This is a genomic window from Cryobacterium sp. TS_SC_7 (assembly GCF_056156285.1).
In genome coordinates this window covers 1,021,873-1,035,469 of record NZ_CM149589.1, presented here as the reverse complement: position 1 = coordinate 1,035,469, position 13,597 = coordinate 1,021,873, and the positions used below count along the sequence as shown (strand labels likewise).

17 protein-coding genes are annotated in these 13,597 nt (G+C 67.0%); 14 read left to right on the top strand and 3 right to left on the bottom strand.

Annotated features, from left to right (window positions below):
- The first annotated feature begins 24 nt into the window (after positions 1-24).
- On the top strand, positions 25-828 hold the full coding sequence (locus AC0J5J_RS04880) for an LLM class F420-dependent oxidoreductase (protein ID WP_134425464.1): 804 nt from the start codon (positions 25-27) through the stop codon (positions 826-828).
- Positions 829-969: 141 nt separating this feature from the next.
- Here AC0J5J_RS04880 and AC0J5J_RS04875 read toward each other — a convergent pair whose 3' ends face one another.
- Entirely contained in the window at positions 970-2,112 is a 1,143-nt protein-coding gene (locus tag AC0J5J_RS04875; RefSeq protein WP_474899781.1) for a glutamate--cysteine ligase, read from the bottom strand.
- 310 nt (positions 2,113-2,422) lie between these two features.
- Between AC0J5J_RS04875 and rpsP the strand changes: the two genes are divergently transcribed.
- The 11 genes from rpsP (at position 2,423) to AC0J5J_RS04820 (ending at position 10,004) form a co-directional block, all read left to right on the top strand.
- Positions 2,423-2,848 carry a 30S ribosomal protein S16 gene (gene rpsP / locus AC0J5J_RS04870; RefSeq protein WP_134425462.1) on the top strand — a complete coding sequence of 142 codons (426 nt, stop codon included), beginning with the start codon at positions 2,423-2,425 and terminating at the stop codon, positions 2,846-2,848.
- 2 nt (positions 2,849-2,850) lie between these two features.
- Positions 2,851-3,087 (top strand): RNA-binding protein, encoded by a 237-nt coding sequence (locus AC0J5J_RS04865; RefSeq protein ID WP_134425461.1) that lies wholly within the window; start codon positions 2,851-2,853, stop codon positions 3,085-3,087.
- 22 nt (positions 3,088-3,109) lie between these two features.
- Positions 3,110-3,787, top strand: coding sequence for a ribosome maturation factor RimM (rimM, locus tag AC0J5J_RS04860; protein ID WP_474899779.1), 678 nt, complete (start codon positions 3,110-3,112; stop codon positions 3,785-3,787).
- An 86-nt stretch (positions 3,788-3,873) separates the two neighbouring features.
- Positions 3,874-4,746: a formate/nitrite transporter family protein gene (locus AC0J5J_RS04855; RefSeq protein WP_134425459.1), complete on the top strand. Its 873-nt coding sequence runs from the start codon at positions 3,874-3,876 to the stop codon at positions 4,744-4,746.
- A gap of 9 nt (positions 4,747-4,755) precedes the next feature.
- Complete coding sequence (gene trmD, locus AC0J5J_RS04850; RefSeq protein ID WP_134425458.1) at positions 4,756-5,472, top strand: tRNA (guanosine(37)-N1)-methyltransferase TrmD; 717 nt, start codon at positions 4,756-4,758, stop codon at positions 5,470-5,472.
- Positions 5,473-5,508: 36 nt separating this feature from the next.
- A complete protein-coding gene (locus AC0J5J_RS04845; RefSeq protein ID WP_474899777.1) occupies positions 5,509-6,078 on the top strand; it encodes an MFS transporter in 570 nt (189 codons plus the stop codon).
- Positions 6,079-6,303: 225 nt separating this feature from the next.
- Positions 6,304-6,648 (top strand): 50S ribosomal protein L19, encoded by a 345-nt coding sequence (gene rplS, locus AC0J5J_RS04840; protein WP_134368536.1) that lies wholly within the window; start codon positions 6,304-6,306, stop codon positions 6,646-6,648.
- A gap of 85 nt (positions 6,649-6,733) precedes the next feature.
- Positions 6,734-7,480 (top strand): signal peptidase I, encoded by a 747-nt coding sequence (lepB, locus tag AC0J5J_RS04835; protein WP_134425456.1) that lies wholly within the window; start codon positions 6,734-6,736, stop codon positions 7,478-7,480.
- Positions 7,481-8,125 (top strand): ribonuclease HII, encoded by a 645-nt coding sequence (locus AC0J5J_RS04830; protein ID WP_474899775.1) that lies wholly within the window; start codon positions 7,481-7,483, stop codon positions 8,123-8,125.
- A 12-nt stretch (positions 8,126-8,137) separates the two neighbouring features.
- Positions 8,138-8,461: a DUF2469 family protein gene (locus AC0J5J_RS04825; RefSeq protein WP_066596196.1), complete on the top strand. Its 324-nt coding sequence runs from the start codon at positions 8,138-8,140 to the stop codon at positions 8,459-8,461.
- Between the two features lie 73 nt (positions 8,462-8,534).
- Positions 8,535-10,004 carry a glyceraldehyde-3-phosphate dehydrogenase gene (locus AC0J5J_RS04820; RefSeq protein WP_474899773.1) on the top strand — a complete coding sequence of 490 codons (1,470 nt, stop codon included), beginning with the start codon at positions 8,535-8,537 and terminating at the stop codon, positions 10,002-10,004.
- A gap of 41 nt (positions 10,005-10,045) precedes the next feature.
- Here AC0J5J_RS04820 and AC0J5J_RS04815 read toward each other — a convergent pair whose 3' ends face one another.
- Entirely contained in the window at positions 10,046-10,492 is a 447-nt protein-coding gene (locus AC0J5J_RS04815; protein ID WP_134425453.1) for a nitroreductase family deazaflavin-dependent oxidoreductase, read from the bottom strand.
- Between the two features lie 62 nt (positions 10,493-10,554).
- Positions 10,555-11,367 carry a metal-dependent hydrolase gene (locus tag AC0J5J_RS04810; RefSeq protein WP_474899771.1) on the bottom strand — a complete coding sequence of 271 codons (813 nt, stop codon included), beginning with the start codon at positions 11,365-11,367 and terminating at the stop codon, positions 10,555-10,557.
- Between the two features lie 130 nt (positions 11,368-11,497).
- On the opposite strand from AC0J5J_RS04810, the gene AC0J5J_RS04805 reads away from it, so the two are divergent.
- Both AC0J5J_RS04805 and AC0J5J_RS04800 read left to right on the top strand, forming a co-directional pair.
- Positions 11,498-12,658, top strand: coding sequence for a dipeptidase (locus AC0J5J_RS04805; protein WP_474899770.1), 1,161 nt, complete (start codon positions 11,498-11,500; stop codon positions 12,656-12,658).
- A 58-nt stretch (positions 12,659-12,716) separates the two neighbouring features.
- A complete protein-coding gene (locus AC0J5J_RS04800) occupies positions 12,717-13,406 on the top strand; it encodes an SGNH/GDSL hydrolase family protein (protein ID WP_474899768.1) in 690 nt (229 codons plus the stop codon).
- Positions 13,407-13,597 lie beyond the last annotated feature (191 nt).

Here is a 13,597-nt window from a genome sequence, read left to right as displayed (position 1 = left end):
CGGCCGCCGGTTTAGGATGAGCGCATGACCTCCTCCGCTGCGTCCTCCATGCCCGGCCGGGTGCGCATCGGCGCGCAAATCGCCCCGCAGCACGCCCTGTACCCGAAGATCCGGGAAACCCTGACCGAGGTCGAGGCTCTCGGCACGGACGTGGCGTTCAACTGGGACCATTTCTTCCCGCTGTCCGGGGAGAAGGACGGCCTGCACTTCGAGTCCTGGACTCTCCTGGCGGCCTGGGCCGAGCAGACCTCCACCATTCAGCTCGGGGCTCTGGTGAACTGCAACAGTTATCGCAACGCCGACCTGCAGGCCGACATGGCGCGAACCATCGACCACATCAGCGGCGGACGGTTCATCTTCGGCACGGGCTCCGGCTGGTTCGAGCGCGACTACGACGAGTACGGGTACGACTTCGGCAGTGTCGGAAGCCGTCTGGACGCCCTGGCAGTCGATCTGCCGCGGATCGAGGCGCGCTGGGCGAAGCTGAACCCGCCGCCCGTGCGCGACATCCCCGTGCTGATCGGCGGCGGCGGGGAGAAGAAGACCCTGCGCATCGTGGCCAAGCACGCCGACATCTGGCACTCGTTCTCCACCCCGGCCGTGCTCGAGCACAAACTCGGCGTGCTCTCCGGCTGGTGCGACACGGTGGGCCGGGACCTGGCTGAGATCGAGATCTCCACCGAACTGCGGGGGCGTACGGTCCAGGAGGCCGACCAGCTCTACGACCTCGGCGCGCGCCTGTTCACCCTCGGCCTGTCCGGGCCGCACTACGACCTGGCCCCGCTCACCGACTGGCTGGCCTGGCGCGACAGCAAGAACGCGCTCTAGACATCCGTCGGCTGCGCCGCCCTCTGACGTCAGCCGCTCCCGAGGCTCTGCGGGAGCTGACTGTTCCCGACGCGGACCACTGTTGCCGGTGCGCGGGCAACAGTTGTCCGACACGGCAACAGTTGCCGCCGGGCAGGCCGCTCAGAGGATGGCGGGGATTCCCGTGCGCAGTTCGCGGCTCAGGGACGCCACGACGGCCGGCAGACTGCCTCCGTTGGCCTCGGCGACCCGGAGCTGCCGCTGATAGCTGGCGCCTTCGGTGATGATCCGGTCGAGGCTGCGCAATTCGTTCGAGCAGCCCAGCCGGTCGGCAACGGGGGAGAGAACCCCGATCAGGCGGTGCACATCGTCCTTCACCGGGCTCTGGGCGCCCGTGGCATCCGTGATGATCTCGGCGTCCAGGCCATAGCGGGCCGCACGCCATTTGTTCTCTCGCACGAACCACGGTTGCATCGACGCCACCGTCTCGCCGGCGTCGAGCCGCTCGCTCATCCAGTCGACCAGGCACTGGATGAACGCGGCGATCGCCCCGAGCTCCTCCGTCGTGGACACGCCGTCGCAGGCGCGCACCTCGATGGTTCCCCACCGCGGAGACGGGCGGATGTCCCAGCGCACCTCGGTCACGTCGTCGATCACGCCCGTGGCCTCCATATCGGCCACATAGCGCTCCCAAGCCTCCCAATCCTCGAGGATCCACGGGAGACCGGCTGTGGGCAGTTGCTGGAACATCAGGGCCCGGTTGGACGCGTAGCCCGTGTTCACGCCTGCCCAGAACGGGCTGGACGCCGACAACGCCTGCAGGTGCGGCAGGTAGCCGAGCAGACCGTTCAGGATCGGGATGACTTTGGCCTTGTCCTCGATCCCGACGTGAACGTGGATGCCCCAGATCATCATGTTGCGCCCCCACCACTGGGTCCGGTCGATCAGACGGTGGTAGCGCGCCTTGTCCGTGACCTCCTGATCGAACCACTGGCTGAACGGATGCGAGCCGCTGCAGATGAGTTCGACGCCCCGGGGATCGGTGATCGCCCGTACCTCGTCAACCTGGGCCGCGACATCCGCGACGGCGCCCGCGACGGTGTGATGCACGCCCGAAACAAGTTCGACGGTGTTCAGAAGCAATTCCCCGGTGATGTGCGGATGCGGCGTGCCGTCGGCTCCGGCCAGCGCCGTCAGTACCTCGTCGGCCAGGCAGACCAGGTCTCCCGATTCGCGGTCCACGAGGGCGAGCTCCCACTCGATGCCAATGGTTGACCGTTCTGACCGGGCAAATTCGATCCCCACGCGCGGTCCTTCCGATCCTGGTGCACCCGTTCGGGTGTGGTTTTGTGACAATCCTGACACCGATTCACTCACCGGCGCCACAGCCTGCACGCCGGGCCCGGCCTGGCCGATACCGGGGCGGTATTCGCCCGGCCTCGCTGCAGGCGGTCGATTATCACAAAGTCGTCGATGTCTGACAGAATGATTAGTCGAGTTCTCTTGCGTCCGACCCTCTACTCAGGCGCAGGAAAAAACCTTATTGAGCTTGTGCCGAGTGTGCCCCCACGCTCACGGCCCTCAGTTCGCCAAAAATCAAATACACAGGAGAATTGTGGCTGTCAAAATTCGTTTGAAGCGCATGGGTAAGATCCGTGCACCGTACTACCGCATCGTCGTTGCCGACTCGCGCACCAAGCGCGACGGTCGTGTCATCGAAGAGATCGGCATCTACCACCCCACGCAGGAGCCCTCCGTCATCGAGGTCAAGTCCGAGCGTGCGCTCTACTGGCTGGGCGTTGGCGCACAGCCGACCGAGCAGGTTGAGGCTCTCCTCAAGCTGACCGGCGACTGGGGCATCTTCAAGGGTGACAAGAACGCCGTCTCCACGGTGAAGTTCAAGGAGCCGAAGGCTCCTTTCGTTGCCGACGAGAAGAAGAAGCCGGTTCTGAAGCCGAAGGCTGACAAGCCCGTGGCCAAGGAAGAGGCACCCAAGGAGTCCGAGGCTGCCGCAGAGGCAACCGAAGAGGACAAGGCGTAATTTTGCTCGCTCCCGCGCTTGAGCACCTCGTCAAGGGGATCGTTGATCACCCCGACGATGTGCATGTTGTCGCCCAGACGTCCCCCCGGGGCGAGGTGCTCGAGGTTCGCGTGAATCCCGAAGACCTCGGCCGCGTGATCGGCCGTTCCGGGCGCACCGCCAAGGCCCTGCGCACCCTCGTGGCTGCGCTGGCCGATGGTCGGCGCGTGCGTGTTGACGTCGTCGACACCGATTTCTGAACTGGTAAATGAGTAGTTGGATATGAGTTCGGTGAACGACGGCACTAGCCCGCGCAGCCAGTTGAGGGTTGGGCGCCTGACGAAGGCGCACGGCCTCAAGGGAGCGATCAAGCTGGAATTGTTCACGGATGACCCGGGACGACGTTTCGTCCCGGGCGCCGTGTTCACCCTGCAGGTACCCACGGGTTCCCCGTGGCACGGCAAGAAAATCGAGCTCGTCGAGCTCCGCTGGTACAACCAGCACGCGGTGGGCTTCTTCAAGGATGTCCCGGACCGCGAAGCGGCCGAGGTCCTCGCCAAGGCGATCCTCTGGATCGACCAGGACGATGCGGAACAGTCCGGCGAAGAAGACGCCTGGTACGACCACCAGCTGATCGGCCTTGCGGTCGTTCGCGACGGTGAGAAGATCGGCACTATCGCCCGGCTGGAGCATCTCCCCGCGCAAGACCTGCTGATCGTGAAGACCCCGGCCGGCGAAGTGATGATCCCGTTCGTGAAGGCCATCGTGCCGTCCGTCGACATCACGACCGGCATCGTCACCATCACCCCGCCTCCCGGACTGCTCGAAGAGCTCCCGGAGGAACCGGACGACGATGACGAGAGCGTCGGGAACGACGCCGACACCACCGCAGCCCCGGCTGCCCCCGAAACTGAATCAGAACCCGAGGCCGAGATCGACGGAGTCCCCGGCCGGAGCTGACCCACCCTTGGGGAGAGGCGCGCCGCGCCCGACCGGCTCCCCTCCTCGTCACGACGCGGCACCCTTTTTTCTAGGAGCACCGTCGCATGTCGTACGTTAAACCGAATCAACTCATTGATGACATTATTCACTCCGGTGTTCTCAAGACGAGGCTGACCATCGGCCAAATGGCGGTACGGGGTGTGCTCGCCGGGGCCATCCTCGGAGCGGCCACGACCGTCGCATTAACCGCCGCCGCCCAGACCGGGCTGCCGATCGTCGGGGCTGTGCTCTTCCCGGTCGGCTTCGCGATGATCCTCCTGCTGGGTCTCGAACTGGTCACCGGAAGCTTTGCCCTTATCCCGCTCGCGATCATGGAGGGGCGCACGACGATCGCCCGGGGGCTGACGAACTTTTTCGTGGTCATCGTCGCCCACCTCGTCGGGGCCGGACTCTACGCCTTCCTCTACACCGCGTCGATCACCTATCTGGGCACGGACACCTCCGACCCGATGATCCAGGCCATCATCCACCTCGCCGAGCACAAGGTGCTGCCCTATGAGGCCGTGGGTGCCGGAGGCATCCTGGTCGCGATCATCAAGGCCATGCTCTGCAACTGGATGGTCGCGATCGGCACGATCATGTTCTACACGTCGAAGTCGACGGGCGGCAAGATCCTCGCCATGTGGCTGCCGGTCACCACGTTCTTCAGCCTCGGGCTCGAGCACGCGATCGTGAACATGTTCGCCATCCCGGCCGGGATCATGCTCGGCGCGGATATCACGATCGGTCAGTGGTGGGTCTGGAACCAGGCGCCCGTGCTCTTCGGCAACTTCCTCGGTGCCGTCCTGTTCACCGCGCTGCCGATCTACTTCTCGCACCGCACCAGGGTGAACCGGGCCAGGACCGCCGCCGAGGTCGCCGAGGTCGGTGCCGCCGCCGACGCTGCGCCCGCCGAGCCCACGCTCATTCGCTCGTAGACTTCTCCCGTGCGCATTGACATCATCACGATCTTTCCGGAGTTCTTCTCCGTCCTCGACGTCTCCCTGGTCGGCAAGGCCCGTCAGTCGGGCCTGATCGATCTGCGGGTGCACAATCTGCGCGACCACACGCACGACCGGCACCACTCCGTCGACGACACGCCGTACGGCGGCGGCGCCGGCATGGTGATGAAGCCGGAACCGTGGGGTGACGCGATCGACGCCATCCTCTCCGACGTGCAAGACGTACCGGCGGCAACGGATGCCGCTCCGCTCCTGATCTTCCCGTCTCCCGCCGGTGAGTTGTTCACCCAGGCCATGGCCCGCGAACTGGCCGGGGAGTCGAACCTGATCTTCGGGTGCGGCCGGTACGAGGGCATCGACCAGCGGGTCTTCGACCACTTCGCCGTGGAGGGTCGGGTGCGGCTCGTCAGCCTCGGCGACTATGTGCTGAACGGGGGAGAGGTGGCGGTGATGGCCATGATCGAGGCCGTCGGCCGGCTGATCCCGGGCGTCGTCGGCAACCCGGAGAGTCTCGTCGAAGAATCCCACGAGGACGGCCTGCTCGAATACCCGAGCTACACGAAACCCTCGGCCTGGCGCGGACTCGACGTTCCCCCGGTGCTCCTGAGCGGAAACCACGGCGCAATAGCCGCGTGGCGGCGCGAGCAGCAGCTCGAGCGCACGGCCCGGGTGCGCCCGGACCTTCTGCCGCCAGCGAACTGAGCGGTCCCGCCCGGACTGGCCGGGTAGTCTGATCCCGTGTTCGTACGCAGGGTCTTCTACTACTGGCAGTTCATCGCCGTCGTCGTTCTTCCGGCGTGGCTTCTGATCGGTGCCTCCGTCTACGGGAGCGGCGGCTGGGACGTGGTCGGCAGCTTCTTCACCGGCCTTGTGGTCGGGGTCGGCCTGCTGGCCGTGAGCCTGATCTTCTTCGCCCGCTCCGAGGTGCGCAGCGCCCGGATGGTGTCGTGGCCGGACGTGGGCGTCCTCACCCTCTGGCACGGTCTCATCATCGCCATGGGCTTCACCTATGGTGTCGCGCCGGGACTGGCCGCACTCGTGATCCTGGTCGGGCTCGGCGCCTGCTGGTTCTCGATCTGGGAACTGTACGCCGCCGCCCGCCGCAGTATGCGGGCCATGATGCTGCTCGTGGAGGAGACGGCGCGCGGTCCCGTCTCGCCGAACGGGGTGCCGCCGACGATCCCGCCGACCGACCGCTTCACCCCCACACCGGATCCCTCCGTGATCATCGTTCGGGAGAGCCCGCTGAACGATGACGGTCCGCCCGACCGGAACACCCGGAACACCGGCGGCGACCAGTCCGGATAGCCCCGGAGGCGTCACTCCGTTCTCTCGCCGGCCCTGGGTGCACCTTTTGCAGGCAGGCTCGCTTTCGTGACATAATGGGCGATTGTGCCGTAGCAAGCCTCTGCCACAGGGGAGCTGCACCGTATCGGCATGACACACACTCATTCATTTGCTGTTCCGCACGCCTCGCGTGTCGGACAACATAAGCCGTAGTCGTCCTGTGGCGGATACAGAGAGCGAACCAATATGCATATTCTCGACCAGGTGGATGCACCATCCCTCCGCAAGGACATCCCGGCCTTCCGCGCCGGCGATACCGTCAAGGTCCACGTCAACATCGTTGAGGGCGCCCGCTCTCGTGTGCAGGTCTTCCAGGGAGTCGTCATCGGACGCTCCGGCGAAGGCGTGCGCGAGACGTTCTGCGTTCGCAAGGTCAGCTTCCAGGTCGGCGTCGAGCGTACCTTCCCGGTGCACTCCCCGGTGATCGACCACATCGAGGTCATCACCCGTGGTGACGTGCGTCGCGCGAAGCTGTACTACCTGCGCAACCTGCGTGGCAAGAAGGCCAAGATCAAAGAGAAGCGCGACTAATACCCGTCGCAGTCGACTCTCAGCTTTAGCTGGATTCCCCCTGAGCTCCTCACCCGTACACTGGGTCAGGAGCTCAGGCGGTTTAATGACAGACAATCCTCTGCCCTTGCGATCCGATCGCCGGGGAACAGAAACGAAGCGCACCAAGCGCGGCGTTGCACGATTCATTCGCGACCTTCTGGTCATCTTCGTGGTGGCCCTGCTCATCTCGTTCCTGATCAAGACCTTCCTGATCCGTTCGTTCTATATCCCGTCCGGGTCGATGGAAACCACGCTGCTGGTCAATGACCGCATCATCGTGAATCAGCTCGAACCCGATCTGATCCCGATCACCCGCGGCGACGTCGTCGTGTTCCGGGATCCGGGCGGATGGCTGCTGCCGCAGGTCCCGCTCGAACAGAACCCCGTCGTGGCCGCCGCCGACTGGGTCATGTCCGCCGTGGGGCTGTCCGCGCCCGACAGCAACGACCACCTCATCAAGCGCGTCATCGGGCTGCCCGGCGACCACGTCACGTGCTGCAACGTGCTCGGCCAGATGAGCGTCAACGACGTTCCGATCGCCGAACCCTATGTCTCGCTCCCCGCCGGCGAAACGAGCGTGTCCAAGGATGACTTCGACATCGTCGTTCCGGAGGGCTCGCTCTGGGTGATGGGTGACAACCGGTACAACTCCAAGGATTCCCGCTACAACACCGAGACCCCGGGCAGGGGATTCGTCCCAGTCGACAACGTCGTCGGCCGCGCCATGGTGATCAGCTGGCCGATGGCCCGCTGGACCTGGCTCGACGACTACCCGGAGGTCTTCCAGGGCATCCCCACGGAGACGAGGTAGATGGCGGTCGTGGACCCGACCCTCGACGTCGAACTGGCCCTGCTGGCCGCCGGGGCAACCTGCGTCATCGGCTGCGACGAGGTGGGCCGCGGTGCCCTCGCCGGACCCGTCGGCGTGGGGGTTGCCGTCGTGAACGCCGCCTCTGCCGCCATCCCGGCCGGACTGCGCGACTCGAAGATGCTCAGCCAGCCCCGGCGCGAGCTGCTCGCCCCGCTGGCGGCGGACTGGGCCCTGCAGTCCGCAGTGGGCCTCGCCTCGGCGCTGGAGGTCGACCAGCTCGGCATCATCGCCGCGCTCGGCCTGGCCGGCAAACGCGCCCTCGGGCAGCTGCACGCGGCCGGGGTCGACGTGACCGGCGCCGTGGTGCTCCTGGACGGCAACGACGACTGGTTGAACAAGGCGCTCAATACCCCGCTGAACGTGGTGACCCGGGTGCGGGCCGACCAGGACTGCGCGTCGGTGGCGGCGGCATCCGTGATCGCCAAGGTGCACCGCGACGCGCTGATGATCGCGGCGGATGCCGTGACTCCCGGCTACCAGTGGGCCGGCAACAAGGGCTACGGCAGCGCCGCGCACATGGATGCCATTGCCCTGCTCGGCCCCACCGTGCTGCACCGCAAATCCTGGCTGAAGATCACAGCGTAAGATTGAGACACCATGGAAGAAGATGAGTTCGAGGACTACGACCGCGAGGTCGAGCTGGCCCTGTACCGCGAGTACCGCGACGTCGTGGGCCAGTTCCAGTACGTCGTCGAGACCGAGCGACGCTTCTATCTCGCGAACGAGGTGGAACTGGTGCGCCGTGACACGGAGCACGACTTCTACTTCGAACTGACCATGAAGGATGTCTGGGTCTGGGACGTCTACCGTTCCGACCGGTTCGTGAAATCGGTGCGCGTTCTGACGTTCAAGGACGTCAACGTCGAAGAGCTTGCCTCCAAGGAGTTCGAACTCCCGAAGGAACTCGCGCTCGACGAGTAGCACAACGAATACTCAGGCCGCAGGGTCTGCACACTCGGCGCAACGATGCGGTCGAGAACGAAGGGTATGTCTTTTGCTTCAGGAATCTGATCGCGCCAGGGCCACGTGGATCAACCGGGAGGCACTCGCGGAAGCGATGATTCCCCTGATCGGTCGGCTGTATCGGGAAAACGACGTCGTCACGAGCGTGCATGGTCGGGGGCTGGTGAACCAGTCGGTGATCGGTCTGCTCAAAGCGCACCGTTTCGCACGGCACATCGACGACGTGGAACTGCCGCTCGAGGAGACCCTGCCGCTGCTCCAGGTGCTCAGCACGCTGCGGCTCGGCACCGCGTCGATCGACCTCGGCCGCCTCGCCATGGCGTACAAGCTGGAGGGTGCCGGACGAAGCCTGGAGGAATTCCTCCGTGCCGAGCTCGCAGACGTGGTCGACCGCCAGGGCGACTCCGTTCCCGCGGGCACGGATGTCGTCCTCTACGGTTTCGGACGGATCGGCCGGCTCCTGGCGCGCATCCTGATCGACCACGCCGGTGGCGGACAGGGGCTCCGCCTGCGGGCCGTCGTGGTGCGCCGCGGTTCCGACAACGACCTCGTCAAACGGGCGAGCCTGCTGCGCCGCGACTCGGTGCACGGCCCCTTCGAGGGCACCATCACCGTGGACCCGGTCAATAACACCATCCTCGCCAACGGCACGCTGATCCAGGTCATCTACTCCAGCGACCCGGCCACGGTCGACTACACCCGGTACGGCATCCACGACGCCGTCGTGGTGGACAACACGGGACGCTGGCGCGACGCCGAGGGACTGAGCCAGCACTTGGCCTGCCCGGGGGTCGCCCGGGTGCTGCTCACCGCGCCGGGCAAGGGCGCGTTGAAGAACATCGTGCACGGCATCAACCACGACTCCATCACCCCGGACGACACCATCGTCACGGCGGCATCCTGCACCACCAACGCGATCACGCCCGTGCTCAAGGCCGTGAACGACCGCTTCGGCATCCGGGACGGCCACGTGGAGACGGTGCACTCGTTCACCAACGACCAGAACCTGATCGACAACTTCCACTCGGGGGACCGCCGCGGCCGCAGCGCCGCCCTGAACATGGTGCTCACCGAGACCGGGGCAGCCAAGGCCGTGGCCAAGGCGCTGCCGGAGCTGGCGGGCAAACTCACCGGCAACGCCATCCGTGTGCCCACGCCCGACGTGTCGATGGCGATCCTCAACCTCACCCTCGAGCAGGGCACCACGCGGGACGAACTCAACACGTACCTGCGCACCATGTCGCTGCACTCCGAGCTGCACAAGCAGATCGACTACATCGACTCGCCCGAGGTCGTTTCGAGCGACTTCCTCGGCTCCAAGCGGGCCGGCATCGTCGACGGGCTCGCCACCATCTGCACCGACAACAAGGCCGTGCTGTACGTCTGGTACGACAACGAATACGGCTACAGCTGCCAGGTCATCCGGGTACTGGAGAAGATGGCCGGCGTGCATCCGCCGGTGTTCCCGAAGGTGCTCAGCACGCCGGCCGCCCTGGTCTGATCACCCTGGTCTGATCACAACGCCCCGCTGACCCGGTCGGGTCAGCGGGGCCGAGGCTCGCAGATCACGACCGGGATGTCCCGGCCGGTCTTCTGCTGGTACCCGTCGTAACCTCGGTAGGCAGCCACGATCTGCGGCCAGAGCTCGGCCTTCTCCTCGGGGGTCGCGGTGCGCGCCCTGAGCTTCAGGGTGTCACCGTGCACGGTCAGCTCGACGTCGGGGTTCGCAACCAGGTTGAGGTACCACTGCGGGTGGCGGTCGTCACCGCCCTTCGAGGCGATCAGAACGAAGCGCCGGTTCCCGTGCACGGGGGCGGTGAGCATGGTCGTGCGGCGCTTGCCGCTGGACCGGCCGATGGTGTGCAGTTCGACCGCCGGCATCGATCCGAACGAAGACAGCAGGCGCCCGCCGGAGGCCTTCAGCACCGCGCGGTGCAGCACGCTCATCGTCTTCATCTGCAGATCCGTCAGCTGATTGCGCAGTCCCATGCCTCCAGCCTAGGAGATGGCCGGTCGCCGGGCGACGGCTGGCCGGGCGAACTCCGGCGGCGCTACAGCGGCAGCGCCGCCGCGATATCCACGAGCACCGATGCCAGGTCCACGTCCCAGGTCTCCAACAGTGCGAACAGTATGCCGTAGCCGGCATAGACGCTGACCGGGATGAGCAGCAGCCATTCCCGCAGGGAGCCGGCGCTGCCGAGCAGCGGCACGGCCAGGTAGCCGCCGGACGACCACAGGTTGTCGAGCACCGGCACCTTCCGCCACCATCGGGGCGGTTTCGGGATCCAGGGCCAGAACAGGGGCAGCCCGCCCGTGGTGAGCAGGTCGCCGAGCAGGTGCACGCCGTAGCCCAGCGTGACGCAGACCACGAACCACGACTGCTGCTCCGGGGCGAAGACGGCGATGAAGGCCGCCACCGCGAAGCCGATCAGCCACGCCACCCCCCACTTCTTGTTCGACAGGCCCAGCACCTTGGCCGCGAACGCGATCGCGGCGGCGCTCATCAGGGCCGGGCCCACGCGCACCGGCTCCGTCGCCCACACCGGTTCCCAGAGCACCAGCCCGATCACGGTGGCGAGCAGCCAGGCCGAGGCGAGGCCGAGCAGGCTGTGCAGACCGTGCCGGTGACCGCCGGAGGCTCGGGAGATCCCGGTGGTGACCAGCCGGCCAAGCACGGGCACGGACTGGGAGATGGTGGCTGAGTTGTGGTCGGCGTCGGCCAGGAGAGCCGCCCCGGCGCAGAGCAGAGCGCCGGCGATCGTGCCCACTGGCGTGACGGGGAAGAGGCCGAGGCCGTGGCCGGCGGTCGCCGTCACTGCGACCCAGGCGGCGGCGCCGGTCATGGCATGGTGCGCACCCATCATGAGAGCGGGTCCTAACTGGTTCAGGCTGTCTGTTGCGGGCCGTCGGGGATATGCCGGACCCCGACCGGGCCGATACAACTGTAGGCGGCTTCCATCCCCCGCCCGTGCCGGCCGGCACTAGCGTGGTGTCATGAGCACACCAGTTCCTCCCGGGCCCGCGGTCGCCGCGGCATCCGGCGCAGCGTCTGTCGCCGCGGCATCCGCTCGGGCATCCGTCGTCGTGGAGCAGGCGCTCGCCCTGGCACCACTGATCGACGGCCACAACGACTGGGCGTGGGAGTGCCGCGAGGCCCGGGATTACTCCGTGGAGGGACTCGAGGGCGGGCTGGCCTCCGACACCGACATCGAGCGGCTCCGGGCCGGACGGGTCGGGGCGCAGTTCTGGTCGGTCTACGTCAGCGACGACCACGTCGGCGCCGACGCCGTGCAGGGCACACTCGAGCAGATCGACTGGGTCTACCGCCTCGCCGCGCGCTACCCCGACGACTTCGCCATCGCGCGGAGCGCCGTCGAGGTGGAGGCCGCCCGCGCCGCCGGACGCATCGCCTCGCTGCTGGGCGCCGAGGGCGGGCACAGCCTCAACGATTCCCCTGCCGTGCTGCGCATGTTCGCCCGGCTCGGTGTGCGCTACCTCACCCTCACCCATGTGCACAACACGACCTGGGCCGATTCGGGCACCGACGAACCCGTGCACGGCGGCCTCACCGCGAGGGGCGTCGACTACGTGCGCGAACTGAACCGGCTGGGCATGCTGGTCGACCTCTCCCACGTCTCCCCGGCCACAGCGCACGCGGCGCTCGACGCGACCGACTCGCCCGTCATTTTCAGCCACAGCTGCTGCCTGGCGCTGAGTGACCACCCGCGCAATGTGCCCGACGACGTACTGGGGCGTCTGGCGGCCAACGGCGGAGTGTTCATGCTCACCTTCGTGCCCCAGTTCCTGTCCGAGGACTACTCCGTGTGGTTCGAGGGCGACCAGGCCGGCCCCGCCCCCGTCGTGACGCTGACGGATGTCGCCGATCACATCGAGCACGCCCGCCGTGTCGCCGGCGTGGACCACATCGGCCTCGGCGGCGACTTCGACGGCACCGACGAGTTTCCCGCCGGACTCGAGGGCGTCGACGGCTACCCCGGTCTGCTCGGCGAACTGGCCCGCCGCGGCTGGCCTGCCGCCGACCTCGCCGCGCTGGCCGGTGCCAACGTGCTGCGGGTGCTGCGCGAGACGGATGCCATGTTCGCGGACGCCGGGAACGCGGCATCCGGTGCATCTGTGCCCCGGCTGGTGCGCTGAGCATGCCGGGACCGAGCGTGCGGCCAAACCGCGGAAACCGTGCCTCCGAATCAGTGTCATGACACCTCGACGACACCCTGCCCTCTGGATCGCCGCCGCCGTGTTGCTGGCGGCGGTCGTCGCTGTGGCCGGCGGCGTCCTGATCCGCGGCCAGGGCGAGGCCGGTCCCGGAGCCGCGAACCGCGCCCCCGGCGAGATCGTGGTGGCGTTCTACGGCGACTCCTACACGCGCGGGATGGGGGCGACGGCGCCGGAACTGCGCTGGTCGACCATCGTCTCGTCCGGGCGCGGCTGGACCGAGGTCAACCCGAGCCGCGACGGCCTCGGCTTCGTGAACAACCGCAGGTCGGGCGATGACATCGTCGATCAAGTGATCGCCGCCCGGCCGGACGTGGTGATCAGCACCATGGGGCTCAACGACAACTTTTCGATGCCGGCCCGTGCCGACGAGATCGAGGCGGCGGTCATCCGTGACTTCGAGAGGATCCGGGAGGCACTTCCCGAGGCACGCATCATCGCCGTGGAACCGTTCTGGTACACCGACGAGCGGCCGGAATCCGTGGAGCAGATCATCGGATGGGTGCGGGCGGCCGCGCTCGAAGTCGATGCCGACTACATCGCCGGCGCCTCACACTGGCTCGACGGGCACCCCGAGTGGATGGCCGATGACGGCCTGCACCCCAACGACGCCGGCAATGCCGCCATCGCCGAGCGGATGGACGCAGAACTGACCGCCCTCGGCCTGTAGCCGGCTCGCCGCCTGTCGGCGGCGAACCGCCGCCTGTCGGCGGCGAACCGACACCTTTGAGGGGTGCTCCGCCGCTCCCACCCCTCAAAGGTGTCGGTTCGTGCCAGTGGTGGGCACCAGCGGCCGGTCCTCCCCAGTGGGAGCGGCAGCGGTGAGCGCACAGTCTGCCGGCCGCGCGAGTGCCGGAGGTG

What these genes read in the sequence shown, in the direction of transcription:
- AC0J5J_RS04880 (WP_134425464.1), top strand. Translation starts at nt 25, where the DNA reads ATGACCTCCTCCGCTGCGTCCTCCATGCCCGGCCGGGTGCGCATCGGC.
- rimM (WP_474899779.1), top strand. Translation starts at nt 3,110, where the DNA reads ATGAGTTCGGTGAACGACGGCACTAGCCCGCGCAGCCAGTTGAGGGTT.
- AC0J5J_RS04855 (WP_134425459.1), top strand. Translation starts at nt 3,874, where the DNA reads ATGTCGTACGTTAAACCGAATCAACTCATTGATGACATTATTCACTCC.
- rplS (WP_134368536.1), top strand. Translation starts at nt 6,304, where the DNA reads ATGCATATTCTCGACCAGGTGGATGCACCATCCCTCCGCAAGGACATC.
- lepB (WP_134425456.1), top strand. Translation starts at nt 6,734, where the DNA reads ATGACAGACAATCCTCTGCCCTTGCGATCCGATCGCCGGGGAACAGAA.
- AC0J5J_RS04830 (WP_474899775.1), top strand. Translation starts at nt 7,481, where the DNA reads ATGGCGGTCGTGGACCCGACCCTCGACGTCGAACTGGCCCTGCTGGCC.
- AC0J5J_RS04825 (WP_066596196.1), top strand. Translation starts at nt 8,138, where the DNA reads ATGGAAGAAGATGAGTTCGAGGACTACGACCGCGAGGTCGAGCTGGCC.
- AC0J5J_RS04815 (WP_134425453.1), bottom strand. Translation starts at nt 10,492, where the DNA reads ATGGGACTGCGCAATCAGCTGACGGATCTGCAGATGAAGACGATGAGC.
- AC0J5J_RS04810 (WP_474899771.1), bottom strand. Translation starts at nt 11,367, where the DNA reads ATGATGGGTGCGCACCATGCCATGACCGGCGCCGCCGCCTGGGTCGCA.
- AC0J5J_RS04805 (WP_474899770.1), top strand. Translation starts at nt 11,498, where the DNA reads ATGAGCACACCAGTTCCTCCCGGGCCCGCGGTCGCCGCGGCATCCGGC.
- AC0J5J_RS04800 (WP_474899768.1), top strand. Translation starts at nt 12,717, where the DNA reads ATGACACCTCGACGACACCCTGCCCTCTGGATCGCCGCCGCCGTGTTG.